Source organism: Ramlibacter sp. G4-7 (assembly GCF_057784995.1).
Map to the genome: position 1 here is coordinate 177,206 of NZ_JBYNTT010000010.1, position 23,651 is coordinate 200,856.

Here is a 23,651-nt window from a genome sequence, read left to right on the forward strand (position 1 = left end):
ACGCGCCGCCTCACCGCCACGCCCCCAGGGTGACGGCGCGCAGCGCCAGCAGCAGCGCGCAGCAGGTGACGGCCACGGCCAGCGCGATGCGGCTGAAGTCGCGGCGCGGCACGCGTTCGCTGTAGTCGAGCGGAAAGTTCTGCTGCCGGCCGACGTCCGCGACCGCGCGCGCCAGGGCCGCGGGTTCCTCCGCCTCGTAGGAGCGGTAGCCGCCGGGCAGGGTCTGGAAGAAGCGGTGCAAGGCGATCTCCGGCACCGCCTCGCCGGCGTCGCCGGGCGTGTCCAGCTTCGGGCCGTTGACCGAGCGCAGGTAGATCCAGGCCAGCGCCACGCGGTTGCGCAGGGCCGCGGCGCGCAGGCGCTTCTTGGTTGCGTCGTCCAGGCGGGCGCCGCCGTCGGACACCAGCAGCACCATGCGGCTGCCGGTGTACGCGCGCTGGTCGAACTCGCCGATGGCGGCGGCCAGGGCCCGCCCAACGTCGGTGTCGGCCAGCCCGCGGCCGATGCCGCCCGCGGTGATCCCCGCCTGCACCACGGCGTCGTGCTGGGTGAAGCGCACGATGCGGATCGGGTTGGTGCTGAAGAACATGAGCGAGAAGCGGTCGTCCGGCCGCTCGGCGACGAACTTCGCCAGCAGCTCGCGCGCCGCCTTGCCCTTGGGCTCGCCGCGCGACTGCGCCTGGTAGCGCAGGTTCAGCGGGTCGATCGTGCGCCAGTCGGCCGGCACCATGCGCTCGTCCATGCTGCGGCTGCGGTCGATCAGCAGCACGATCTCGGCGCCGCGGCCGGTGCGCTGCACGACGGCCTCGGGCCGCGCCGGGCCCGCGATCGCCACCACGGTCGCGAGCACGGCCAGGGCGGCCAGCACGCGCGAGGCCCAGCCCAGGGCGGCGCCGGCGCGGTCGGCGGGCAGCCACGGCAGGTGCGAGAACACCAGCGTGTGCCGGCGCGCGGGCAGCAGCGGCAACAGGGCCAGCGGCAGCAGCAGCAGCACCCAGGGCTGCGAGAAGGCGAGCAGCGTGTTCATGGCGCGTGCCGCCTCTCCAGCCGGCGCAGGCTGCGGCACAGCGACCGCGGCGACACGGCATCGGCAGGCAGCCCGCCCCCGAAGAACAGCGCGCCGGACTGCGCATAGAAGCGCTCGATCTGCGGCTGCAGCGCCTGCAGGTGGGGCGCGCGCTCGAACAGCGCCGGCAAGGTGCCCGCGTGCACGACCCGGCCGGCGGTGCGGTCGAACGCGTGGTGCAGGGCGACGTGCGCGGCCAGCGGCGCCTGGGCCTGCCCGCGCAGCTCGCGCCAGGCGCGCGCGAAGGGCAAGGTCCTGCTGGCACGCCAGGCGTTCCATCCGGTGTAGGCCAGCCACGCGGCCAGGCTGGCCGCGAGCGCGCCCAGCCACGTCCACAGCCGGCGCCGCAGGCCCGCTGCGTCGATGAAGGGCGCGGGCCGGTCGGGGCGCAGCTGCAGCGCCTGGCCGCTGGCGGCCGGCGCGGTCAACGGGCCGACCGTGATGGTGGCCGCCGGTATGCGCAGCGCCGGCACGCCGGCCGGCCCCGCGAGCTGCCAGGCCGGCACCGTCACGGTGGCCAGCGTGCGCGGTGCGTTCACGACCTGGTACTCGAGTGCCAGCCACTGCCGTCCATCCTGGCCGCGTTCGACCAGCGCGGCACGGCGCTCCAGCCAGGCGCTGGCCCGTGCCGGTTCGGGCAGCGCAGACGGCGCGAATCCTTCGGGCAGCAGCACGCGCTGGGTGGCGAGGTCGCCCACCGTGTAGCCGAAGGGCCGCGGCTGTTCCACCACGGCGTCGCGCTGCTGTGCCTGCGCACCGGCACCAGCGAGCAGCGCCGCAAGCAGCAGGCCCGCCCGCCAAGGCCTCATGCTTGCACCTCGCACAGGTGATTCGTCAGCGCCTGGGCATCGAACGCGCCTTGCAGGTAGAAGGCGCGCAGTCCATGGGCGGCGAACAGCCGGTCCAGGGCAGCACGGCGCTGCTGCACCGCTTCGCGCCAGCGCGCGCGCAGCGCCGGGCGCAGCCACAGCGTGCGGCTGCGGCCGGTTTCCGCGTCGCGCAGCACCGCCAGGCCGTCGCCTGCGGGCGGCTCCACTTCGGCGGGGTCCCAGACCACCAGCGGCACGACGTGCGCGGGGGCCAGCAGGTCCAGCACGTCGTCCAGGCCCGCCAGGGGCCACTGGAAGTCGGACACCAGGAACACGATGCCGCTGCGTCCGCCCAGCAGCGCCGCCGCATCGCGCAGGCCTGCGATGTCGCCCGCGCCGCTCTCGCTGTGCAGCAGCAGCGACGCCAGCATCTCGCCCATGCCACGGTGCCGCCAGGCGGCGATGCGCAGGTCCGGGCGCTCGTGGTGGTCGAACGCCGCCATGCCGACGGCGTCCCCGACCCGGAAGGCGCTCTGGCCCAGTGCCTGCACGAAGCCGGCCACCACCTCCAGCTTGGACGGCGCGCCAAAGCGCATCGAGGCGGAGACATCGACCAGCAGGCGCACGGTCAGCGCGGCCTGCTGGCGGTTCACCCGCACCAGCCACTCGCAGCGCAGGTCGGCGATGCTGGCGCGCAGGTCCAGCCGGCGCGGATCCGGCCGGTCGTACAGCCGCAGGTGGGTGGCGAACTCCAGTCCCGCGCCGGGCGCGCTGCCTGCGTGGGTGCCGGTGCGCCAGCCGCCGACCCGATGCGGCGAGCGGTAGCGGAACTCCTGCACATCGGCCATGGCCTGCCAGGCGCTCAGCGGGGGGTCGGCACGCGCTGCAGCAGCTGCGCCGTCAGCGCCGCGGCGACCTGCGCATGGCGCATCTCGTACAGGGGCGAGAAGAACAGGCGGTGCCCCATCACGGCCGGAAACACCGAGGCCACGTCGTCGGGCAGCACGTGCGCGCGGCCGGCCAGCCAGGCGACGACGCGCGCCGCGCGCACCAGCGCCATGGTGCCGCGGGGGCTGGCGCCGGCCAGCATCAGCCGGTCCATCTCGACCCCTTCGATCTCCACGCCGGCGCGTTGCGGCGCCTGGGTGGCCGCCCACAGGTCCATCACGTAGCGCTGCAGCGCCTCGCTGGCCGTGACGCCGGCCTGGATCAGGGCGGCGACGTCGTTGAGCTCGCTGGCGGCGACGATCCCCGGCTCCACCCGCTCCAGCAAGGCGTCGGTGTCGTGGAAAGCCGGATCGAACACGATCGCATGGCGCGATGCCTCGTCCGCCGGAGCGGCCATGCGCAGCTCGAACATGAAGCGGTCGCGGGCCGCGGCAGGCAGCTCGAAGGTCTCCTCGCGCTCGAGCCGGTTGCGGTCGGCGAACACGGTCATGTGCGGGAAGCGGAACTCGCGGTTGAACGCGGACACGCTGCGCTCGGCCATCGCCCGCAGCAGCAGGGCCTGCACCTGCGGGCGGGCGCGGTTGATCTCGTTGAAGAAGAAGGTGTCCAGCGCGTCGCCGTGCCGCAGCAGCGGGCCCGGTTCGATGCGCGGCTTGCCCTGGTCGTCGACATAGGTGTGGTAGACCAGGTCGCCGGGCATCAGGTCCACCGTGCCTTCGACGCGCTCGAAGGCGCCGCCGATGGCGCGCGCGAAGGCCCGCAGCACGGTGGTCTTGCCCACGCCGACGTCCCCTTCGAGCAGCACGTGGCCGCGCGCGAACAAGGCCACGTTGATCATGCGCAGCGTGTCCGGCTGGCCGATGACGGCGCGGGCGACGCTGTCCTCGACGCGCAGGGCCCGCTCGCGCCAGCCCTGCAGCAGTTCGTCAGCGCGCCGCATCTTCGAGCATGCACTTCTTGCGCGCCTGCACCTGCAGCTGCCGGAACTTGCGGATCTGCAGCTGCAGCGCCTCCACGTCGCGGATGTAGGAGCCGCGCTCGCCGCCTATGCTGGCCGCCTTGCTGGCCGTGCTCATGTCCTCGTACTGCTCGAAGGGCAGGTCGGTCGCGATCGTGTCGATCACGCAGGAACACTTGTTCAGCATCTCGTAGTAGTGGCCGGGATGGTCGCGGATGCAGGACTCCACGTAGAGCACGCGCTCGGCCGTCGGGTAGTCGTGCGCGCGGGCAGGGGCGGGCAGCACCAGCGCCGCGGCGAGGATCCAGGGGAGGCGGTTCATGGCGGCGACTCCTCGAGGGTGAGCGTGCGGCGTGCCGTGCCGCCGGGTGCAGCCGCGCTCATCTGGTAGACGCCGCCCGGCACGGCATCGGAAAGCACGAACAGGTACTCGGTCGCGGCCTGCTCCGCGAAGCGGGCGCGATAGGGGTCGTCGAGGAAGGGCGCGATGCGCACCGTGCGCGCGGCGACCGTGCCCGTGCCCCAGCGGATCGGCGTGTCGGTGACGCTTGCGGTGTCGGCGAACGACTGCCGCATGCGGCGGCGGAAGTGCGCGGCCTGGCCTTGCGTGGTCCGCTGCAGGCGCCGCACCTCGCCCTCCAGGAAGTACAGCAGCACGGGGTTGGAGCGCGCGGCGGGAATGTCCGGCAGCTGCACCTTGCGCTCGCCGGAGAGGTACTCGCCCTGCACGTCGCAGCAACGTCCGCCGGCGCCGGCGCGCAGCGCCAGCACGGCGCGGTCGTTCACGCTCGCCTGCCCCTGCGCGTCCTCGACATACCGGTAGCGCAGTTCGCGCGGGCCGCCGACATTGGCCAGGTGCGCGTGCTGGAACACCAGGCGTTCCGCTTCCGAGGGAGCGCCGGGCGCGCTAGGTGCGCCGGGCGCGCCGGGTGCGGCGGGCGGCTGCTGCGCCGTGGCCAGGGGCAGCACCGCCGCGAGCAGGACTGCGCCGGCCTTCATGGCTATCTGCCGGCCGGCTCGGCCACCAGCGGCACGCCGTAGTCGCGCAGGATGGCGAGGATCTGCGCCTGGTTCTTCGCCAGCAGCCCTTCCACCTGCTGCTTCCAGTTCGGTTCGCCGTAGCGCACGCCCATGGCGATGGAGAATTCGAAGGGCAGGCCCGGCTCGGACTTCATGGGCACCAAGGCAAGTTCGGGCGAGCGCACCCGGCGGGCGAAGTAGCCGGCGATCGGCCCCCACACGATGGCCGCGTCGATCTTGCCCTGCGCCAGGTCGCGCTCGATCAGCTGGCCCGGGTACTGGTCGGGGTCGGGGCTCATGATCGGATAAGGCACGCCGCGGTCGACCAGGTCATGGCGCGCCAGCCACAGCGATGCGGGCGAGCGGTCGTAGACGCCGATGCGCAGCGCGCGCAGCTTGTCCGGCGGCAGCGCCAGCAGGTCGTCGGAGTTGCGCAGGACGTCCAGTCCCTTGCCCCTGGGGAACACGAGCGCGTAGGTGGAGCGGTAGTAGGGCCGCGTCGCCGCGACCTGGTCGAACTCCGCCGGCACTCCCAGCACCACGTCGCAGCGGTAGTCCTCGCCCGGCAGGCGGTAGCGCAGCGTGTTGCGGATGAAGGCCAGCCGGTTCGGGAAGGAGTAGTACGCCAGCGGCAGGCCCAGTTCCCTGGCGAACAGTTCGGCGATGCGGTTCTCGAAGCCCTCACCCTGCAGGTTGGAGAACGGCAGGTTGTTCGGGTCCTGGCAGACCTTGAAGGTCTTGCGCGGGGAATCGTCCGGCACGGCCTGGGCTTGCGCCGCGCCGGCCGCGCAGGCCAGCGCCGCGATCGCAAGGGCCAGGGCGGGCGTGGACCGGCGCATCATCCGCCGCCCGGCATGGGCTCGACCTTGGCGCGCGTGATGGCGCCGTCCGAGCGTCCCTTCAGGTAGGCGTACAGGGCGTCCAGGTTGTCCATGACCGTCTTGTTGGCGGCAAAGCCCACCATGCCCTTGTCCAGGCGGCCGTCCCGCACCGTCTTGACGAAGTCTTCCTTGCTCAGCGTCTTCAGGCTGGTCAGCAGCGACGGCCCCACCAGGCCTTCCTGGTTGGCGCCGTGGCAGCGGTCGCAGGCCGCGGCCCGCCAGGTCCGGAAGCCCGTCATCGTGACTTCGTCGACCTTGTAGCCGTCGACGACCTTGTAGGGTTTGGGGTCCTGGGCCCACGCGCCGCCCCCGGCCAGGGCCAGGGACAGCGCGGTGAACAACAGCCCGCGGGCCACGCGTGTCATCAGTTGGACGGCAGCGTGAAGACGGTGAGGGACCCGCCCAGTTCGGTGTACTGGTTCAGCTCGCGATAGCCGCCCACGGCACCGAGTCCGTCGGTGTCCTTTTCCAGCCCCGCGGCCATGCCGATGCCGGCCCAGCCGCCGATGCCGGAGAACACGCCCATGTACTGCTTGCCCTTGTGCTCGTACGTGAACACGTTGCCGATGATCCCCGAAGGCGTCTTGAACTTGAACAGCTCCTTGCTGATGTTCTTCGCGTCGACGCACTTCATGTAGCCCTCGAGCGTCCCGTAGCAGGACAGGCCGCCGGCGGTGTTGAGCGAGCCGCTCCATACGGAGAACTTCTCCGGCTTGCTCTGCACGATCTTGCCGGTGCCCGCGTCCCAGGCGATGTAGTTGCCCATGCCGCCGTGGCTGTTGGGGGCCGGGAACATCGACAGGGTGGCGCCCACGTAAGGCTGGCCTGCCGTGTATTCGACCTTGAACGGCTCGTAGTCCATGCAGACGTGGTTGGTCGGCACGTAGAACAGCTTGGTGTTCGGGTCGAACGAGGCCGGCTGCTGGTCCTTGCTGCCCAGCGCCGCCGGGCAGATGCCCTTGGTGTTGACGTCCGGCCCGCCCGCCGCCGTGGAGTACTTCTTCACCACCTGCGGCCGCCCGGTCTTCATGTCGACGTGGGTCGCCCAGTTCACCGCGGGGTCGAACTTCTCGGCGACCAGCAGCGCGCCGTTGGTGCGGTCCAGCGTATAGCCGAAGCCGTTGCGGTCGAAGTGCACCAGCGCCTTGGTCGGCTTGCCCTTGACGTCGATGTCCGCCAGGATCATCTCGTTGATGCCGTCGAAGTCCCACTCGTCATACGGCGTCATCTGGTACACCCACTTGGCCTGGCCGGTGTCCACGTCGCGCGCGAAGACCGTCATGGACCACTTGTTGTCGCCCGGACGCTGCGCCGGATTCCAGGTGGAGGGGTTGCCGGTGCCGTAGTACATCAGGTTGGTGGCCTTGTCGTAGCTGTACCAGCCCCAGGTGGTGCCGCCGCCGATCTTCCACTGGTCGCCCTGCCAGGTCTTGAGCGAGGAATCCTTGCCCACCGGCGCCAGGGCGCCGTTGGTCCAGGTCATGGTCTTCTCGGGGTCGATCAGCATCTCGGCGTCCGGGCCCGTGCTGTAGCCCTTCCACACCAGCTTGCCGTCGTTGATGTTGTACGCCGCCACGTAGCCGCGCACACCCCATTCGCCGCCGCTGATGCCGGTGATGACCTTGTCCTTGAAGACGTGGGGCGCGTTGGTGTTGACGGCGCCGACCTTGGGGTCGCCGTTCTTGACCGACCAGACGACCTTGCCGGTCTTGGCGTCGAGCGCCAGCAGCGTGCTGTCGGCCTGCTGCAGGAAGACCTTGTTCTCGGCATAGGCCAGGCCGCGGTTGACCGTGTCGCAGCACATCTGCGGGATCACCGCGGGATCCTGCTTCGGCTCGTATTTCCAGACGATCTTCTGGGTGTTGAGGTCGATCGCGAACACCTTGTTGGGGAACGGCGAGTGCAGGTACATCATGTCGCCGATCACCAGCGGCGAGCCCTCGTGGCCGCGCAGCACGCCGGTGGAGAAGGTCCACGCGACCTGCAGCTTGCCCACGTTGCCGGTGTTGATCTGCCGCAGCTTGCTGTAGCGCTGGTTGTACATGTCGCCGGCCTGCATGGCCCAGTTCCTGGAGTCGGCGATGTTCTTCTCCACGTCGGCATTGGGCTGTGCCAGTGCGGGCAGGAGGAGCAGGGAGGCGGCGACGCACTGCCGCCAGGGGACGCTGCGTGTCGATTGGCTCATGGTTGTCTCCTTGGTTGTGACGGACAGCGGATTCAGGCTGGCGCCTGGAACGGATGGGCGGCGGTGTACTTCTTCTCCACCACTTCGGCGGCACTCGGCTCGCGGTTGACGGCGCGCTTGATCGATTCCTTGGTGGCGCGGTAGTTGAATTCCTGGATCTTCTTGTCGTCGTCGGCCTGCCAGTGGATGAACACGCCCACGCAGATGAACAGGTCTTCGGCTTCCGCCAGCGGGATCGTGCCGTCCTCGACGCAGTCGGCGACGGCGAGCGCGACGCCGTGCTGGGCCGGGCCGAACATCTGCACGGCCTGCTTGGCGCCCTTGATGGTCACCTTGTTGAACATCACGGTGTGGGGCTTGGCCGGCAGGTTGGGCGCCACCACCGCCAGCAGGGACGTGAAGCCGTCCTTGTTGTTCGTCAGCGCGTGGGCGAAGGCGCTTTCCGCCGGCGAGCCGCGCGGTCCGATGATGAGGTCGATGTGGGCAACCTCGTTGCCCTCGCCGACAAGGGACTCTCCAACCAGCAGGCGGTCGATCTTGGCCATGTGTGCTCCTCCGGAAACGGATTGGCGTGGACGCGCGTGGCACGCGCCACGGGCAGCCGCCTGCTCTCATATTCCATGCCGGGTCCGCTCAGGGGAAACGCTTAAGGGGCAGCGACCAGCGCCGCCGCCAGGGCCACGGCGACGCTCAGGTCCGCGCTGGTGCCCGGATTGAGCCCTCTTGCCTTGAGGTCTTCGTCCCAGCGGGCGAAGGCGGGGTCCTCGTCGAGCACCTCGCCGCGCCGCGCCCGCGCGCGCCAGGGGGCCGCTTCCCGGATGACACACTGCGCCATCGCGCCACCGTGCTTTCGCACAATGTGTGAGTCGGGCAGGGCGGCGGCGAACTCCAGGAAGGCGGCCTGCATCGCGCGCGCGTCGGCTGCTTTCGCCTGGCGGGCGGCGACAAAGGCGGGCAGCCCCAGCTCGAACACGTCGCGGTAGGCGTGCTCGTACTGCCAGGCGATGCGGTCCCGGTGCGCGGCCAGCGCCATGGCCTCGCGCAGGCCCACGGTCGGTGTCGCCAGCACGTCCTGCTCGCTGGCGCGGCCAAGGCCGCCGGGGCGTGCCAGGGCGATGGCGCGGTAGGCGGAGCGGGCATCGGCCACGTCCAGCGCGCCCAGCACCGTCGCCAGGGACGCGCGCAGCGCGCCGCTGTCGCCGGCGCCGTCCGCGCGCTCGAACGCCGCCAGCAAGGGGGCGCACAGCAGCACGATGCCCAGGTTGGTGTTGCACTGCGCCGCGGCGCGGGTGGCGCGCACGGCGGCCTCGATCCGGTCGCCGACCCGCGCGCCGGGTGCGCTGATCGGCGCGGCCGCCGCCGCCGCGCTCGCCAGGAATTGCCCGGCGCGCATGGCGTGGCCCGGCGAGGCGAGGCTGACGTTGCCCGGCTTGCGCGCCTCCACGTCCAGCGCGCAGGCGCGCAGGAAGGCCAGCCGGCCGCGCTCCGCGCGCTCGGCTTGCAGCACCGGCACGCGTTTCATGCCTGCAGCCGCTGCCGGCCCCCGTCGCACCTGCGATCCAGCAGGTCGCCCACCAGCGCCCGCGCGATGTTGCCGGGCGTCACGCGCTGCAGCCCCTGCCACGCCGCCACGCCGTTGACCTCGATCACCTGCACGCCCTGCGCCGTGGGCAGCAGGTCGACGCCCGCGTAGTCCATGTCCAGGGCCCGCGCCGCCGCCTCGGCCAGCCGGGCGAGTTCCGGGCCGACGCCTGCGGCCAGCGACTGCGGCTCGCAGCGGGCGCCCTGCGCCACGTTGTGCACCCAGTGCGCGCTGACGCGCCGCATCGCCGCCAGCCCCGTGCCGCCCACCACCAGCACGCGGTAGTCGTGCCCCGGCTGCGCCAGCGCCGGCAGGAAGCGCTGCAGGTAGGCGAGCTGGCCGTAAGGGCCATCCAGCGCCGGCAGCGGCACGTGGCGGCCCTCGACCCAGCCCACGCGCTGCAGCCCCTGGCCTTGCGAGCCGAAGAGGGGCTTGAGCACCAGCGAGCGGCCGGCGGCGCTTTCGCGCGTGACCAGTTGCTGGGCGGCGGCGGCAGATTCCATCGCCCAGGTCGGCGGCGTCGCCACGCCCGCGGCATGCAGCAGCACGCTGGTCATCGACTTGTCGACGCTGCGCTCGATGGCGCGCGCGTCGTTGTAGACCGGCACGCCGAACTCCCGCAAGGCATGCAGGACGCCCAGGCGCTTGGTCACCTGCTCGAAGCTGCCACCGGCGATGCCGCGCACGAGCACGGCGTCCGGCAAGTCCTGCCCGTACCCCGGCAACACCAGCCCGTGCCAGGCCTGGGTGGTGTCGATCCGGCATTGCGCGAGGTCCAGGCAGCGGCCCACGCAGCCGCGTTCGCGCAGCGCCCGGAGGAGCTCGCGGGTGTGCCAGCCCGTCTCGTCGGTCATGATGGCCACGCGCAGGCCCGCGTTGCGCGCGATCATGGCGCGCCTTCCCCCTGCCACAGCTCGCGCAACAGCTCCATGTGCAGCCGGCCCGCGTGCCAGGTCCGCCCCGACCCCAGGTGGCTGACCCACACCTCGGCGGGGGCGAACAGCGCGCCGTCGAGCTTGTAGAAATCGTGGCCGGCTTCCGCGAACAGCGCGCCGAAGGACCGGCCGTGATCCCGCGAGTTTTGCGACGGCAGTTTCAGCGCCAGCTCGCGTGCCGCATCCGCCGCGCCGGCCACCGTCAGGTGCACTTGGCCGCCGTAGAGGATCGCGTCGTTGGTGCGGGCCATGCCTTCGAGCAGGTCGGCGCCGGGCGCCGGCAGCGGTGCGCAGGCGGAGCCTTCGACGATGTCCTGCAGGGGGAAGGCGAGTTCGTGCGCGCGGTGCAGGGCGACCTCGAGCACGCGCGCGACCACCTGCGTCGTGCCGGCCAGGCTGGCCGTGGGCGTGAGGATGATGGACAGGCCCGCAGGCGCCAGGGCGCAGTCGCGCAGCACCTTGGCCACCACCACCGGCGGCGGCGGCCGGTCCACCTCCAGCACGAGGACGCCGCTGTCATGGCCGTCGCGGTAGCCGATGTGCTCGAACAGGGGTTCGCGGCAGGCCAGCGCGCGCGCCGGGCCGGAGCCGAGCGCGAAGAACTTGCGGGCGCCGGTCTCCTCCTTGCTCGCGGCATGGCTCCAGCCGGCGTACTGGCTGGCCAGGCAGGCCAGCACCGGATGCGAACTGCGCACCTGCAGCCACACGGGCCAGCCTTCGCGCGGCAGCGGCGACAGGCGCGCGCTGCCCAGGCCGCCCATGCAGAGCTCGGCGATCTGCAGGCCCGCTTCGATGCTGCCGCGCACGGCAATGCCGGCGTCGACGACGGTCACGCCGGCCTCGTCGCGCGTCACCGCGATCCGCAGCCGCCCGGCCTCGCTCAGGAGCCGATCGAGCAGCGGCGCGGCCAGGGCGTTGACGCTGGGCAGGTCCGCGCTCATGCGTGGGCTTCCTCGGGCGCGGTGAGGCGGGCGCGGATGCCGGCGGCGCGCGCGGCCAGCGCGGTGCGCACGGCGTCCTCGCTGTGCGCCGCCGCACTGACGCTGCACACCGGCGCGCCGGCCGTGAACGTGGACCCCGGCGCGGGCAGGTCATGGCAGTGCGGCGAGCGCGCCAGGTCCGCCGCCAGCGCGGCGTCGACGTGGCAGGGCCGGTTGGCGAACACCGTCAGGCAGCCGCGCACCCCCGCGGGGTGCAAGGCCGCTTGCTCCGGCAGGCGGCCGCGCATGCCCTGCAGGTGCGCGTGCACCAGCCCGCCGGGCCAGGCGTCGTCGTGCAGCACCATCGTCGCCGAGGGGCGCGGATTGACCTCGAGCACGCAGGGCTGGTCGTCCTGCGCAAGGAAGTCCAGGCTGGCCAGCCCTTGCAGGTCGAAGGCCGGCACGAGGCGCTCCAGCGCCTCCTCGATCCGGTGCAGCAGCGCCTGCCGGCGGATGGGTCCGATGGCGCCCTGGTAGACGAAGGGGCGGCCCGCGACGGGCTGCACCAGCAGCCGGTTGAGCGCCACGACGCGCGCGTGCACGCCGTCGGCCACGAACAGCGCGGACATCGCCTCGCCGCCGTGCAGCCGCTGCCAGTAGAACCCGGGGCCGGCGCACGCTGCCGCATCGCGCCCCGCGCGGATGTGCCAGCCGCCCGATCCTCCGGCGTCCTTGGCCAGCCAGCCGGTCGCGTCGCCGGGTGCATGCAGCGACACCGCCGGATGCGGCAGTCCCAGGCGGTCCAGCATGTCGAAGAAGCAGGCCGGATCGCGCACGCGCCGGACCGCGTCGACCGGCATGCCCAGCAGCGGCAGGCCGGGGATGCGCAGGTCCAGCAGCTCGTGGCGGCCCTCGAAGCCGCTGCCCGCCACCCAGCCGAGCGCGCCGGGCTCGCGCGCGGCCCGCTGCAGGGCCTCGCCCAGCAAGCCGGGTTCGATCGCCAGCGTGGCCGCAGCGCCGAGGGGCCACCAGTGCGCGCTGGCGCGCCGCGTGTCGGCGTCGCCGAACACGTCCAGCGCGATGACACGCCAGCCCGCCCGCCGCGCCGATTCGGCCAGCGGCCGCACCCACAATCCCGCGACGACGAGTGTGCCCCCCATGCGGACCTTCAGCGGCTCTTCCCGGCCAGCACCTCCTGCGCCACCGCGAACGCGTCGGCAAAGCCGTAGGCCACGGGACGCTCCGCTTCGCGCATGCGCAGCAGCAGGGTGTGCTGCACCTGGTACTTCACGTTGCCGACCGCCAGTGCGCCGATTGCCAGCGCCGACGTGCCGGCCAGGGGCTTGCCGTCGTCCATCGCGCCGACGCCGGCCAGGCCCGCCGGCGGCACCGCATTGAGGTCGACCGCCACGCGCAGGCGGGTGGCCGCTTGGAGATCCGCCTCGCTCGCCACCTGCACGCCGGCGCCGGCGACGGCCATCACCACGTCGGCCTGCGACAAGGCGGTGCGCAGCGCGTCGCCGTCCGCGGTGGACACGCCCTCCAGCGCCACGCCGAAACGGGTGCCGGTGACGGAAGCGGCTTCCTGCGCGGCGACCGCTCCCCGGTGGCTGCCCAGCACCGCGAAGGCCCCGCGCCGCGCGCACAGGACCGCTGCGATGCGGCCCACCGGACCGGTGCCCCCGAGCAGCAGCACCTGCGTGCCTTCCAGCGCGCCGTTGCCCCCGAGCGCCGCTTCGCTGCACGCCACCATCGCGGCGGCCGTGGTGAACGCACCGCTCGGGTCCGCGCACACGGAGACCACGAAGGGCGGGAACATGGCCTTGCGCGCACGCTCCAGCATGTCCTCGGCCTGCAGCACGTCGCGCCCACCGATGAACAGCCCGGTGCGCAACGCCCCCTTGGGGCCGCGCGAGAAGATCGCATCCTGCACCAGCCCGGCGATGTTCTCCGCGGTGACGTGGGCGTACGGCATCAGCACCTGGTAGCCGGCGTCGGCCGCCATGTTGACGTCGAACGGGCTCACGCGCTCGCCCGGCGTGAACATGTGCAGGATGTATGGACGCTCCATGCCCTCAGCCTCCGGCGCGCGTGTCGCTGGACCAGGCCCCGTGGTTGCGCGCGGGAACCAGCAGGATCTCGAGGGCGGGGTCGAGCAGGCCGGCCGCCCGCGCATGCTCCAGCGAGGCGCGCGCCTGTTCCTCCGATGGCAGGAAGGCGAAGGCGGTCGGCCCCCAGGAGGATTGCCCTATGCCCGCCGTGGCGTAGCGGGCAATCCAGTGCAGCAGCCGCCCGGCCGCTTCGCTGGCGAAGGCGCGGCCGCCCTGCGCCGGCGCGAAATGCGCCCCCAGGACTTCCTGCATGCGGCTCACCCCCAGCGCGAACGGCGCGAACTCGGCGGCCGCCGCGCCGGGCAGGATGCGCATCAGCACCTGGTGGCAGACCTCCGCCGCGGCCTCGCGCGGCAAGGGCTCCAGTGCTGCCAGCGCGGACTTCTCGGCCGCGCCGCTCAGGCCCCGCACGCGCGGGTCGAGCACGAGCAGCACGCGCCAGGACGCGGGCATGGCGATGCGCGCCAGCACGGACGCCGCGGACCCGTCCGCCGCCGGCCCCGCGTCGAGCAGCAGGCCGCCTTGTTCGAAACTCGCGATGCCGATGCCCGACCGTGCACCGCGCCGCAGCAAGGCGGCGAGCTGGCGGTTGTCCAGGTCCAGGCCGAAGCAGTCCCGGAAGGCCCGCCCGACCGCCAGCGCCAGCTGCGTGCCGGACCCGAGACCGACATGCGAAGCCAGGCTGCTTTGCACGCGCAGCACCACCGGCTGCTGGCAGCCGCTCGCGTGGCGCAGCGTCGCGAGGTGCGCGCACGCCCGGTCCAGCGCCGCAATGTCGCGCGGGGACGCTTCGAAGCGGTCCGTCCCGGAGGGGGCCAGCTCGACGATGGTCTGCGGCCCGTCGATGGCCACGCCCAGGCTGCCCCAGGGGCGTCCCAGGCTGCCCGCCGGATCGAGGAAGCCCAGGTGCAGCCGCCCCGGGGCATGCACACGCACGCCTGCCGCGGCCGGCGCGCGCGCGGGCGCCGGCAGGTCGGTTGCGAGTGCGCCGCCCATCATGGTCACGTGCTGCCCGGCACCAGGCCGCGGCCTATGAGCCGCAGCGCGGCGCGTCCGGCGGCCGCCTGCGGCGTGGCGCGCCTGCGCTCGATCACCACGCCCACGGCCCCGGTGTCGTCGAACTTGCGCGGCTTGGCGATGCGCACGCGCACCCAATGGGCATGGAACTCGTCGATGGCGATGCCCGCCACCTGCTCGGCCAGCGCTTCCAGCAAGCGCACGCGGTGCTCGCGCAGCAGGCGCTGCAGGCGCTCGCGCAGCACGCCGTAATCCAGCGTGTCGCCGATCACGTCGGTGTCGCAGGCGCGCAGGCGCGGCACGCCCGCGCACAGGTCGATGGTGAGCGGCTGGGCTTGCTCAAGCTCGCCCGCATGGATGCCGATCACCGTGCGCCCGGTGAAGCCTTCGATGAACACGAGGTCCAGCGCCTCCGCGCCCGAGGTCCCGGGAAGACCCGGGGCGAGGGCAGGGTCCAGGGCTCGCAACATGGGTCCCTTTCACGTCGTGATGGGTTTGCGAAGCAACTTGCGGACCTGTCACAAATCCCTAATGCACAGCGCGACACTGTGTTCCACAATCGCTGCGCACTGTCGCGGACCCGTCCGCGGCGGGAGGAAGAGGGGACGACATGCCGATTTCCGATTCGCTCACGCACGCGCACCGTGTCCTCGACGTCGTGCGCGGGGGCATGCCGCAGGCCACCAGCGATGCCGTCGCGCATTCCTGGGTGCGCTGCGTCAACGAGCACGGCCTCGACCCGAGCCAGGCGCGCCGGCCGCCGGTGCTCGGTGGCATCGACCTGCCGACGCGCCAGCGCCGCATGGCCGCGGTCGTCGACTGCGCGCGCTACGAGATGACCACCTTGTACCAGCAGCTCGGCGATCCGCAGCTCGCCGTGGTGCTCACCGACATGGACGGCGTGATCCTGCACATGGTGACCTCGCGCGACTTCGAGCGGGTGGTCCAGCCGCTGGGCCTGGAGATCGGCGCCGTGTGGAGCGAAGCGGAGGTCGGCACCAACGGCATGGGCACCTGCGTGGTCGAGGCGGCGCCCGTGGTGGTGCAGCAGACGGACCACTTCCTGAGCCAGTACACGGGGCTGACCTGCTCGGCCGTCCCCATCCTCGACCCGGCGGGGCAGATGACGGCGGTGCTCGACGTGAGCAGCAGTTCCATGCAGCCGCAGAACCACCTGCTGGTGCTGCTGCACATGACGGCCCGCATGATCGAGAACCGGCTGATCGACCTGCGCTTTCGCGACGCCCACCCGATCCACTTCCACAGCCGGCCGGAGTTCGTCTACACCTTGCACGAAGGCAAGCTGGTCGTCGACGAAGGCGGCCGCATCCTGGCGGCGAACCACAGCGCCCTGGTGCAGCTGGGCACCACGCACAAGGAGCTGCACGGCGCCCGGCTCGAGCAGATCTTCCAGACCACCCTGGACGACATGCTGGAGCGCAGCCAGCGCGCGGCCCTGCATCCCATCGTGACCTACCGCGCCAACGCGGCGAACCGCTTCTTCGCGGTCGCGCGCCAGCCGGCACGGCAAGAGGACTTCAGCCGCAATGCTGCGCCGCCCCGGGTGCGCCTGGCCACGCCGCCCGGGGGCGCGGCCGCCATGCGGGGACGCGCCGCCGAAGCGCGCAGCCTGCCCGCCGCCACCTTCGGCGACCCGCGGCTGGTCGCGCACCTGGCCACGGCGCAGCGCGTCATCTCCGGCGGCACGCCGCTGCTGTTGCGGGCCGAGACCGGCGCGGGCAAGGAGGTGTTCGCCCGTGCCGTGCACAACTGCGGCAACCGCGCGCACGGGCCCTTCGTGGCCATCAACTGCGCCAGCCTGCCCGAGACGCTCATCGAAGCCGAGCTGTTCGGCTACCGCGCCGGCGCCTTCACCGGGGCGGAAAAGGGCGGCCGGCGCGGCAAGATCGTGCAGGCCGACGGCGGCACGCTGTTCCTCGACGAGATCGGCGACATGCCACTGCCGCTGCAGGCCCGCCTGCTGCGCGTGCTGGACGAGCGCATGGTCACGCCCCTGGGCACGGACGAAGCCCGGCCCGTGGACTTCCAGCTGATCAGCGCGAGCCACCGCAACCTGGCGGAAATGGTGGCGGAGGGCAGCTTCCGCGAGGATCTCTATTACCGCCTGGCCGGCATCGAGCTGCAGATCCCGCCGCTGCGCGAACGCACGGACCGCGCCGAGATCATCCGCAACCTGCTCGTGGAGGAGGGCCGGCCGGACGCGGCCCTGACGCCCGCGGCCTGGGATTTGCTGTTGCGCCATCCATGGCCTGGCAACCTGCGACAACTCCACCACGTGCTGCGCAGCGCGGTGGCGCTGGCGGCGGGGGCGCCGCTGGGCGTGGAGCACTTCCCCTCCTTGGCCGCGCCTGGCGCACTGGCGCCGGCCGGCGCGGCGGCGGTCCAGCCCGAGGCCACGCACCTGTCGCCGCAGCACGCCCAGGAGCGGCAGGCGCTGCTGAACGTGCTGGAGGCGCAGCGCTGGAACGTGAGCAACGTGGCGAAGTCCCTGGGCGTGAGTCGCAACACTCTGTACCGGCGGATGCACAAGCTGCGCATCCCGGTGACGCACAACGGTTGAGCGAAGCGCAGCGGGCCCCGGGCGCACGCTTCGCCTGGGCGTTCACCGGTTCCGGCCATTGCCTGCTCGAATCGCTGGCGCTGGCCCAGCGGCTGCCCGACGTCGACCTGTTCCTGTCCGGCGCGGCGGAAGAAGTCCTGCCCTTGTACGGCGTGCGGCTCGACGCCCTGCGCGAGCGCTTCCGCGTCTTCCGGGACAAGACCCGCAGCGCCGTGCCCGTGGGCGCGCTCTATTACGAGCAGTACCACACGGTGGTCGTGGCACCCGCCACCAGCAACACGGTGGCCAAGTGCGCCTTCGGGCTGAGCGACACGCTGCCCACCAACATGTTCGCGCAGGCCGGCAAGCTCGCCATCCCCAGCCTGGTGTTCGCCTGCGACACCGAGCCGGTGGTGCTCACCCGCGCGCCGCAGGACTGGGTGACGCTGCGCCCGCGCCGCATCGAGTTCGAGAACGTGGAGCGGCTGCGCGCCTTCGAGCACTGCCGGGTGGTCTGCTCGGTGGCCGAACTCGAGAGCGTCCTGGACGCGCGCCTGCGGGCGCTGGCCCTCGCATGGAAACCATCCTCTTCCTGACCGGCCGGCTGGCGGAGCCGGCGCTGCGCCGCGTGCTGGCGCAGATCGCGCCGGCGGCGCCGGAGGCGCCCTTCCGCTGGGAGGTGCGCGAGATCGGCTTGCAGGTCGCGGGGCTCATGACCGCCGACATGGTGCAGCGGCGCCTGCCGCTGCCGGTCGCGGCCGACCGCATCCTGCTGCCGGGGCGGTGCCGCGGCGACGTCGAGGCCTTGTCCGCGCACTTCGGCGTGCCCGTGCAGCGCGGGCCGGAGGAGCTCAAGGACCTGCCGCAGTTCTTCAGCCGGCAGGCGCGGCCGGTGGAACTGGACGCCTACGGGATCGCCATCTTCGCCGAGATCGTCGAGGCGCCGCTGCTGGACGTGGACGCGATCGTTGCGCGCGCGCTGGCCTATGCCGCGGACGGCGCCGATGTCATCGACCTCGGTGGCCTGCCCGACACGCCTTTCCCGCACCTGGAGGACAGCGTGCGCGCGCTCCAGGCCCAGGGGCTGCGCGTCAGCGTGGACTCCGTGGACACGGGCGAGCTGCTGCGCGGCGGCCGTGCGGGCGCGGACTACCTCCTGAGCCTGACGCTCGACACGCTGTGGATCGCCGAGGAGGTGGCGGCCACGCCGGTGCTCGTCGCGCGGACCCCGCAGGACGAAGCGTCCTTGTGGGCCGCCATCGACCGCATGGAGGCGCGCGGCCGGCCCTACCTGGCCGACACCATCCTCGACCCCATCCCCTACGGGCTGCTGGCCTCGCTGGTGCGCTACCACCGGTTGCGCGAGCGCTTCCCGCACGCCCCCATCCTCATGGGCGTTGGCAACCTCACGGAACTGGTCGAGGCCGACACGACCGGCATCAACGCCGTGCTGCTCGGCATTGCCGCCGAACTGGGCGCGAGCGCGGTGCTTACCACCCAAGTCAGTCCGCACACGCGGCGGGCCGTGCGCGAGGCGGACTGGGCGCGGCGCATCATGCACGCGGCGGTGTCGCAGCGCATGCTGCCCAAGGGCCTCAGCGACCAGCTGATGACCGTGCATGCGCGCCGGCCGTTTCCCGACGCGCCGGAGGAGATCGCCGCGGTGGCGAGCGCGGTGCGCGACCCCAACTTCCGCGTGCAGGTGTCGCAGCAGGGCGTGCACGTCTACAACCGGGAAGGCCTGCGCGTGGCGCAGGATCCCTTCGTGCTGTGGCCGCAGCTGCACCTGGAAAACGATGCGGGCCACGCCTTCTACATGGGCGTGGAAACCGCGCGGGCCCAGATCGCGTGGCAGCTGGGCAAGCGCTACGTGCAGGACCAGCCCCTGGACTGGGGCTGCGCGGTGGAAGGGCGGGTGCCATGAACGAGCGCATCTTCGAAACCGTGGTCACCACCTGCGCCCCCGATGGCGCCGTGCATGTCGCGCCCATGGGGGTGCGCTACGCCGGCGACGAGGTCGTGCTCAAGCCCTTCCGGCCCTCGCGGACGCTGGACAACGTGCTGGGCACGCGCGCGGCGGTGCTCAACCTGCTCACGGACGTGCGCGTGTTCGCGGGGTGCGTGACCGCGCGCAGGTCCTGGCCCACCGTACCCGTCGATGCGCAGGCCATTCCGGCCGTGCGGCTTGCCTGCGCCCATTCGCACGTGCTGCTGCGCCTGTCGGCGGTCGACGACGACGGCCAGCGGCCGACGCTGCGGCTCGCGCGCGTGCACGAGGTGCAGCACAGCGCCTTCGCCGGGTTCAACCGCGCCCAGGCGGCCGTGATCGAAGGGGCGGTGCTGGTCAGCCGCCTGCACCTGCTGCCACGCGAGAAGATCGACGGCGAGATGGCCTACCTGCAGATCGCCATCGACAAGACCGCCGGCCCGCCGGAACGCGAGGCCTGGGCCTGGCTGCAGGAAGCGGTTGCGCTGCACCAGGCGACGGCGAGCAAGGTGGCGTGATGGTGCGGCTGCTGGTCAGCGTACGCGAGGTCGACGAGGCGCTGGCCGCGGCGGAGGCCGGCGCGGACTTCATCGACCTGAAGGAGCCCTCCGATGGCGCGCTGGGAGCGCTGGATCCGCGCAGCATCGCGCAGATCGTGTCCGTGCTGCGCATGCGGCATCCGCGCGTGCGCATCAGTGCGACCGTGGGCGACCTGCCGCCCGGCGAGGCGCAGGAGATCCTGCGCCGGGTGCGGCGCGTGGCCTCCTGCGGGGTCGACTACGTGAAGGTGGGCCTGTGGTCCGAGCCCGCCGCGCCGGCGCACTCCGACGCGCTGGTGGACGCGCTGGCGCTCCAGGGCGCGGCCGTGGTGCCGGTGCTGGTCGTCGACCACGGCCTGGACGAGCGCCTCGTGCAGCGCGCACTGGCGCGCCGCAGCTTTGCGGCCATCATGGTCGACACGGCGGAGAAACGCCGCGGCAGCCTGCTGGGGCGCGTGGCGCCGGCGACGCTCGCGTCGTTCATCGCCGCCGTGCAGGCGCGCGGCATCATGGCCGGGCTGGCGGGGTCCTTGCGCGTCGACGATGCGCCCGGGCTGCTGGCGCTGCAGCCCGACTTCGCCGGCTTCCGCCGCGCGGTGACGCGGCACGGCCGCGCCGGCGTGCTGGACCCGCGCCTGGTGCGCCGGCTAAGACGCGCCCTTGCGGCGGGAACGCACGCTGCGCTGCCGGCCGGCGCGTGAACCCAGCACCGCGGCCAGCGCCACCGGCGGCGTGACCGCGTGGCCGCCCAGCAAGGCGTCGCGCACGCGCTCGACGGCGTCGCACTCGACCACCTCGATCGGGAAAGGCGCGTCCTGCGACCAGGACTCGAAGCGCGCATCCACCACGCCATCGGCGCCGAGCTGCGCGAGCGAGCTGCCCGCTTCGATCTTGCAGGCCTTGACCAGCACCAGCCGCTCGGCATTGAGCAGGCGGGCGAGCCACAGCGCCAGGCTGTCGCTCGTCACCTCCCAGCTGGTGAGCATGTCGGGCGCATCGCGCAACAACATCATCGGCAGCCACAGCGCCGGCTGGCCCGCATGCAGCGTGCGGCGGATGGCGGCCTCGTCGGCGGCCAGCGCCAGCCGCGGTTCGAGCGCGTGGAACAGGTGCGCCGTCTGCGCCATCGCGAGCACGGCCATGTTGTGCGCCGGCAGGTCGGCGAAGCCCCAGTTCTGCTGCGAGACGCGCACGGCGTCGGCGAACATGCCGCCGCCGGGGGCCACCGTGACGCGGCCGCCGCCCAGCTCGGCCAGCATGGCCAGCCAGCCCACCAGGCGCGGGTCGTGTGCGAGGCTGCCACCCAGCTTGACGATCCACATGCTCAGGCCCGGCCGCACGCCAGCAATGCCACCGACACCGCCGGCGCGCACACGTCCGCCCAGTCGGCCAGCGCGCGGTCCGCGGGCGGGGCGGGCAGCGCCACTTCGGCATAGTGCAGGAAGGGGCGCTGGTCGTGTTCGGCCAGCTGCGCCGCAAGGAAGCTGCCGCAGCCCGCGCCTATCACCGGCGCGTCCGGCGGCAGCCCCGCGCTGGCACAGACGCGGCCCAGGTTCCACTGGATCTCGCGGAACTGCGCGTCCTTCCACCAGCGCGCCAGCGCCAGCCATTCGGACGCGCTCGCGTCCGCCTCGTCGCAACCGAGCATGCGCGCCAGCCGCTGGCGGGTCGCGTGCTCGTCCTTGCCGCGGCCGTCGGCGGTGGCGGCCTGGTCGTGCGCGGGCGCCAGTTCGCCGGTGAGCCGGTAGACATCGGCCGTGGTGGCGAAGACCTCGTTCATCACGTTGAGCATGCGCTCGCGCCAGCGCACCCGCGGGCCGAGGGCGCACAGCGGCGTGCGCACGACGCCCTGGTAGACCAGCTCGCCGCTGGCCAGCCGCTCGGCATCGCTCACGCCTTGCGCGGCGACCCGTCCCGCGCGCAGCGCGACCAGGTCGGTGGTCGTGCTGCCGATGTCCACCAGCACCGCGTTGACCACGCGCGGCGCGAGGACCCGTGCCGTCGCGCACCAGTTGGCCGAGGCGATCCCGCGCCAGCGCCGGGCGGCATCGCGCGGGGCGCGCCAGTCGCCGGCGGCATCGAACAGCACCAGCGACGGGCCCAGCGATTCCGCCAGCCGGCCGGCGATGCGCGCCACGCCTTCTTCCCGGTCGCGGAACAGGTCGGCCAGTTCGCCGGTCATGGTGGCCGCGTGCGCGAGGCCGGCCTCCCAGGCCTGCGCCCAGCGCGCCCGGGCGAGGGCCAGCGCGGCGTCCAGGTGCTCCATGCCCTGCCAGAGCGGGCAGGGCCACTGCGCGATGTCGCGCAGCGCGCCGTCCTCCAGCAGGCAGGCCTTGAGGTGGGCGCCGCCTATGTCCCAGCCCACCTGGAGATGGGTGACCTCACGCGGCGACATGGGCGGCCGCCTCCTGCACGCCGGACACTCCGTGCGCGGCGAGGACGTCGGCCGCCAGGTTCCGATGGAGGATCGCGGAAAGCCCCGCGTAGGCGCAGGTCACGCGCGGATTGACTTCGATGACCACGGGTCCGTCCCTCTCGTTCCACACGACGTCGATGCCGACATAGCCGCGCAGGCCCGGCACGGCGGCGGCGACCTGGGTCGCCAGTGCCTGCAGGGGGCCCGCGCGCGGATCGGACGGTGCCAGGGCCGCGGCCTGCACGCCCAGGTCGTGCAGCCAGCCCTCGGCATCGATTTCCAGGCGCTGCCGGTTGAACGCCAGCACCCGTGCAAGAACCGGACCGACGACCATGGAAACGGACAGCGTTTCTCCGCTCACGAAGGGTTGCAGGACCGCGGCCTCGCCCGCGCCTCGACGCGCGCCCAGGTCGGCTTCGGCGGCCGCGCGCGTGGCGTGCCGGCGCGTGTGCAGGCTGCCGGCGCCGTCGTCGGGCTTGACGATCCAGGGGCCGCGGTGGCCGGGGGCGAGGGCCGGTGGCGCCAGGATGCCCGCACGCGCCAGGGCGGCGCAGGTCGCCTGCTTGCTGGCGGCCACGCGGATCGCCGCGGCGCTGCAGCCGATCCAGCGGCGGGCGCCGACGGCCTCGTGCAGGCGCAGGAGCAGCCCGCCGGTTTCGGGCGCGACGATCCAGCACAGGTCGTGCCGGCGCGACTCCCGGCGCAGGAAGGTCTCGGCCGTTTCGCCGGGCCGCATGGCCACGGTGCGCCCCGGCGGTGCGTGGCCTGCCTCTTGCTGTCCGACGGCCACCGTCAGGTCCACTCCGGCCAGGCGTGCGAGGTCGCCCGCGACGGCGTCGCGCATGTCCCTGCCGGCCGCGAGCATGTCGCCGTGGGCAGCGCTGCCGGGCTGCAGTGCCGCCGCCGTTTGCGGATCGTCCGCGCTCAGCGCTTCATAGAGGAGGATTCGCGCCATGCCCCATCCCGACGCTGCGAAGGTGCAGGTGCTGCCGGTCATCGACCTCCTGCACGGCCAGGTGGTGCGCGGCGTGCGCGGCGAGCGCCACGCCTACCGGCCCATCGTCTCGCGGCTGGTCGATGGCAGTGCGCCGTGCGCCGTCGCCCGCGCCTTGCGCAAGGTGGCGCCTCCGCCCGCCGGGCAGCAGGCCGTGCTCTATGTCGCCGACCTCGACGCCATCCAGGGCGGGGCCGTCCAGGCGACGGTGCTGCTCGAGCTGTTGCGCGACCAGCCGGACCTGTGCCTGTGGCTGGACGCTGGCTTCACCGGCCCCGCTGCGGTGCGCGCCCTGCGGCCCGCGCTCGGGTCCGCGGCGGCGCGCGTGCGGCCCGTGTACGGCAGCGAGTCGCTGGCCAGCGCTGCCGCCCTGGACGAGCTGGCGCGCGATCCCCAGGCCATCCTCTCGCTGGACTCGCGCCTGGAGCGGCCGATGGACCCGTCGGGAAGCTGGCAGCGCCCGCATGCCTGGCCGCGCACGGTGGTGGTGATGACGCTCGACCGCGTCGGCGCCGGCAGCGGTCCGGACCTCGAAACCTTCGCGCGCCTGCGCAGCCTGGCGCCCGACCGGGTGTGGATAGGCGCGGGCGGGGTGCGCGATGCAGCCGACCTGCGCGCTGCGGCGGCCGGCGGCGCGGCCGGCTGGCTGGTGGCCAGTGCGCTGCACGACGGTACCTTGAACGCGGCTTGACGGCTTCGGCCAGTGCATGGCCGGGGCGATTC

Annotated in this window: 26 protein-coding genes; 6 read left to right on the forward strand and 20 right to left on the reverse strand. The window is 72.9% G+C overall.

The features are described 5' to 3' along the window. Positions 1-10: 10 nt before the first annotated feature. The 17 genes from AC3EGR_RS15720 to AC3EGR_RS15800 form a co-directional block, all read right to left on the reverse strand. Positions 11-1,027, reverse strand: a complete 1,017-nt coding sequence (locus AC3EGR_RS15720; RefSeq protein WP_488547435.1) for a vWA domain-containing protein — start codon at positions 1,025-1,027, stop codon at positions 11-13. Continuing rightward, positions 1,024-1,875 carry a calcium incorporation protein MxaA gene (locus AC3EGR_RS15725; protein WP_488547436.1) on the reverse strand — a complete coding sequence of 284 codons (852 nt, stop codon included), beginning with the start codon at positions 1,873-1,875 and terminating at the stop codon, positions 1,024-1,026. Before AC3EGR_RS15725 ends, AC3EGR_RS15720 begins: the two co-directional genes overlap by 4 nt. Further along, complete coding sequence (locus tag AC3EGR_RS15730; RefSeq protein WP_488547437.1) at positions 1,872-2,723, reverse strand: DUF58 domain-containing protein; 852 nt, start codon at positions 2,721-2,723, stop codon at positions 1,872-1,874. The genes AC3EGR_RS15725 and AC3EGR_RS15730 overlap by 4 nt, the downstream gene beginning before the upstream one ends. A 14-nt stretch (positions 2,724-2,737) precedes the next feature. Further along, entirely contained in the window at positions 2,738-3,763 is a 1,026-nt protein-coding gene (locus tag AC3EGR_RS15735; RefSeq protein ID WP_488547438.1) for an AAA family ATPase, read from the reverse strand. Then, positions 3,750-4,103: a hypothetical protein gene (locus AC3EGR_RS15740; RefSeq protein ID WP_488547439.1), complete on the reverse strand. Its 354-nt coding sequence runs from the start codon at positions 4,101-4,103 to the stop codon at positions 3,750-3,752. The genes AC3EGR_RS15735 and AC3EGR_RS15740 overlap by 14 nt, the downstream gene beginning before the upstream one ends. Then, positions 4,100-4,780 (reverse strand): hypothetical protein, encoded by a 681-nt coding sequence (locus AC3EGR_RS15745; protein WP_488547440.1) that lies wholly within the window; start codon positions 4,778-4,780, stop codon positions 4,100-4,102. Before AC3EGR_RS15745 ends, AC3EGR_RS15740 begins: the two co-directional genes overlap by 4 nt. A 2-nt stretch (positions 4,781-4,782) precedes the next feature. Continuing rightward, complete coding sequence (locus AC3EGR_RS15750) at positions 4,783-5,643, reverse strand: substrate-binding domain-containing protein (RefSeq protein WP_488547441.1); 861 nt, start codon at positions 5,641-5,643, stop codon at positions 4,783-4,785. Further along, positions 5,640-6,047: a c-type cytochrome gene (locus AC3EGR_RS15755; protein ID WP_488547442.1), complete on the reverse strand. Its 408-nt coding sequence runs from the start codon at positions 6,045-6,047 to the stop codon at positions 5,640-5,642. Before AC3EGR_RS15755 ends, AC3EGR_RS15750 begins: the two co-directional genes overlap by 4 nt. Further along, on the reverse strand, positions 6,047-7,867 hold the full coding sequence (locus tag AC3EGR_RS15760) for a methanol/ethanol family PQQ-dependent dehydrogenase (protein WP_488547443.1): 1,821 nt from the start codon (positions 7,865-7,867) through the stop codon (positions 6,047-6,049). The genes AC3EGR_RS15755 and AC3EGR_RS15760 overlap by 1 nt, the downstream gene beginning before the upstream one ends. Positions 7,868-7,899: 32 nt before the next feature. Continuing rightward, on the reverse strand, positions 7,900-8,412 hold the full coding sequence (gene fae / locus AC3EGR_RS15765; RefSeq protein WP_488547444.1) for a formaldehyde-activating enzyme: 513 nt from the start codon (positions 8,410-8,412) through the stop codon (positions 7,900-7,902). 101 nt (positions 8,413-8,513) lie between these two features. Beyond that, positions 8,514-9,389 (reverse strand): triphosphoribosyl-dephospho-CoA synthase, encoded by an 876-nt coding sequence (locus tag AC3EGR_RS15770; RefSeq protein ID WP_488547445.1) that lies wholly within the window; start codon positions 9,387-9,389, stop codon positions 8,514-8,516. Continuing rightward, a complete protein-coding gene (locus AC3EGR_RS15775; RefSeq protein WP_488547446.1) occupies positions 9,386-10,339 on the reverse strand; it encodes an ATP-grasp domain-containing protein in 954 nt (317 codons plus the stop codon). Before AC3EGR_RS15775 ends, AC3EGR_RS15770 begins: the two co-directional genes overlap by 4 nt. Continuing rightward, positions 10,336-11,325, reverse strand: coding sequence for a methenyltetrahydromethanopterin cyclohydrolase (gene mch, locus AC3EGR_RS15780; RefSeq protein WP_488547447.1), 990 nt, complete (start codon positions 11,323-11,325; stop codon positions 10,336-10,338). Before mch ends, AC3EGR_RS15775 begins: the two co-directional genes overlap by 4 nt. After that, positions 11,322-12,464 (reverse strand): ATP-grasp domain-containing protein, encoded by a 1,143-nt coding sequence (locus AC3EGR_RS15785; protein WP_488547448.1) that lies wholly within the window; start codon positions 12,462-12,464, stop codon positions 11,322-11,324. Before AC3EGR_RS15785 ends, mch begins: the two co-directional genes overlap by 4 nt. 8 nt (positions 12,465-12,472) lie before the next feature. Then, positions 12,473-13,375 carry an NAD(P)-dependent methylenetetrahydromethanopterin dehydrogenase gene (locus tag AC3EGR_RS15790; protein WP_488547449.1) on the reverse strand — a complete coding sequence of 301 codons (903 nt, stop codon included), beginning with the start codon at positions 13,373-13,375 and terminating at the stop codon, positions 12,473-12,475. A gap of 4 nt (positions 13,376-13,379) precedes the next feature. Continuing rightward, complete coding sequence (locus AC3EGR_RS15795; protein WP_488547450.1) at positions 13,380-14,414, reverse strand: beta-ribofuranosylaminobenzene 5'-phosphate synthase family protein; 1,035 nt, start codon at positions 14,412-14,414, stop codon at positions 13,380-13,382. A 2-nt stretch (positions 14,415-14,416) separates the two neighbouring features. Next, positions 14,417-14,902 (reverse strand): dihydroneopterin aldolase, encoded by a 486-nt coding sequence (locus AC3EGR_RS15800; protein ID WP_488547451.1) that lies wholly within the window; start codon positions 14,900-14,902, stop codon positions 14,417-14,419. Between the two features lie 140 nt (positions 14,903-15,042). On the opposite strand from AC3EGR_RS15800, the gene AC3EGR_RS15805 reads away from it, so the two are divergent. The 5 genes from AC3EGR_RS15805 to AC3EGR_RS15825 are packed head-to-tail and all read left to right on the forward strand — an operon-like array spanning position 15,043 to position 20,219. After that, complete coding sequence (locus tag AC3EGR_RS15805) at positions 15,043-17,013, forward strand: sigma-54-dependent Fis family transcriptional regulator (protein WP_488547452.1); 1,971 nt, start codon at positions 15,043-15,045, stop codon at positions 17,011-17,013. Next, complete coding sequence (locus AC3EGR_RS15810; protein ID WP_488547453.1) at positions 17,010-17,588, forward strand: flavoprotein; 579 nt, start codon at positions 17,010-17,012, stop codon at positions 17,586-17,588. The genes AC3EGR_RS15805 and AC3EGR_RS15810 overlap by 4 nt, the downstream gene beginning before the upstream one ends. Next, positions 17,567-18,916, forward strand: coding sequence for a DUF6513 domain-containing protein (locus tag AC3EGR_RS15815; RefSeq protein ID WP_488547454.1), 1,350 nt, complete (start codon positions 17,567-17,569; stop codon positions 18,914-18,916). The genes AC3EGR_RS15810 and AC3EGR_RS15815 overlap by 22 nt, the downstream gene beginning before the upstream one ends. Beyond that, a complete protein-coding gene (locus tag AC3EGR_RS15820; protein ID WP_488547455.1) occupies positions 18,913-19,497 on the forward strand; it encodes a DUF447 domain-containing protein in 585 nt (194 codons plus the stop codon). The genes AC3EGR_RS15815 and AC3EGR_RS15820 overlap by 4 nt, the downstream gene beginning before the upstream one ends. Continuing rightward, entirely contained in the window at positions 19,497-20,219 is a 723-nt protein-coding gene (locus tag AC3EGR_RS15825) for a (5-formylfuran-3-yl)methyl phosphate synthase (protein ID WP_488547456.1), read from the forward strand. The genes AC3EGR_RS15820 and AC3EGR_RS15825 overlap by 1 nt, the downstream gene beginning before the upstream one ends. Here AC3EGR_RS15825 and AC3EGR_RS15830 read toward each other — a convergent pair. The 3 genes from AC3EGR_RS15830 to AC3EGR_RS15840 are packed head-to-tail and all read right to left on the reverse strand — an operon-like array spanning position 20,166 to position 22,889. Further along, positions 20,166-20,840 (reverse strand): amino acid kinase family protein, encoded by a 675-nt coding sequence (locus tag AC3EGR_RS15830; RefSeq protein ID WP_488547457.1) that lies wholly within the window; start codon positions 20,838-20,840, stop codon positions 20,166-20,168. The two genes, AC3EGR_RS15825 and AC3EGR_RS15830, sit on opposite strands and share 54 nt — an antisense overlap. A gap of 2 nt (positions 20,841-20,842) precedes the next feature. Continuing rightward, positions 20,843-21,913, reverse strand: a complete 1,071-nt coding sequence (locus AC3EGR_RS15835) for a hydantoinase/oxoprolinase family protein (protein WP_488547458.1) — start codon at positions 21,911-21,913, stop codon at positions 20,843-20,845. After that, complete coding sequence (locus tag AC3EGR_RS15840; protein WP_488547459.1) at positions 21,900-22,889, reverse strand: ATP-grasp domain-containing protein; 990 nt, start codon at positions 22,887-22,889, stop codon at positions 21,900-21,902. The genes AC3EGR_RS15835 and AC3EGR_RS15840 overlap by 14 nt, the downstream gene beginning before the upstream one ends. Here AC3EGR_RS15840 and AC3EGR_RS15845 point away from each other — a divergent pair. Then, positions 22,888-23,619: a HisA/HisF-related TIM barrel protein gene (locus tag AC3EGR_RS15845; RefSeq protein WP_488547460.1), complete on the forward strand. Its 732-nt coding sequence runs from the start codon at positions 22,888-22,890 to the stop codon at positions 23,617-23,619. The genes AC3EGR_RS15840 and AC3EGR_RS15845 overlap by 2 nt on opposite strands. The last annotated feature ends 32 nt before the right edge of the window (positions 23,620-23,651 follow it).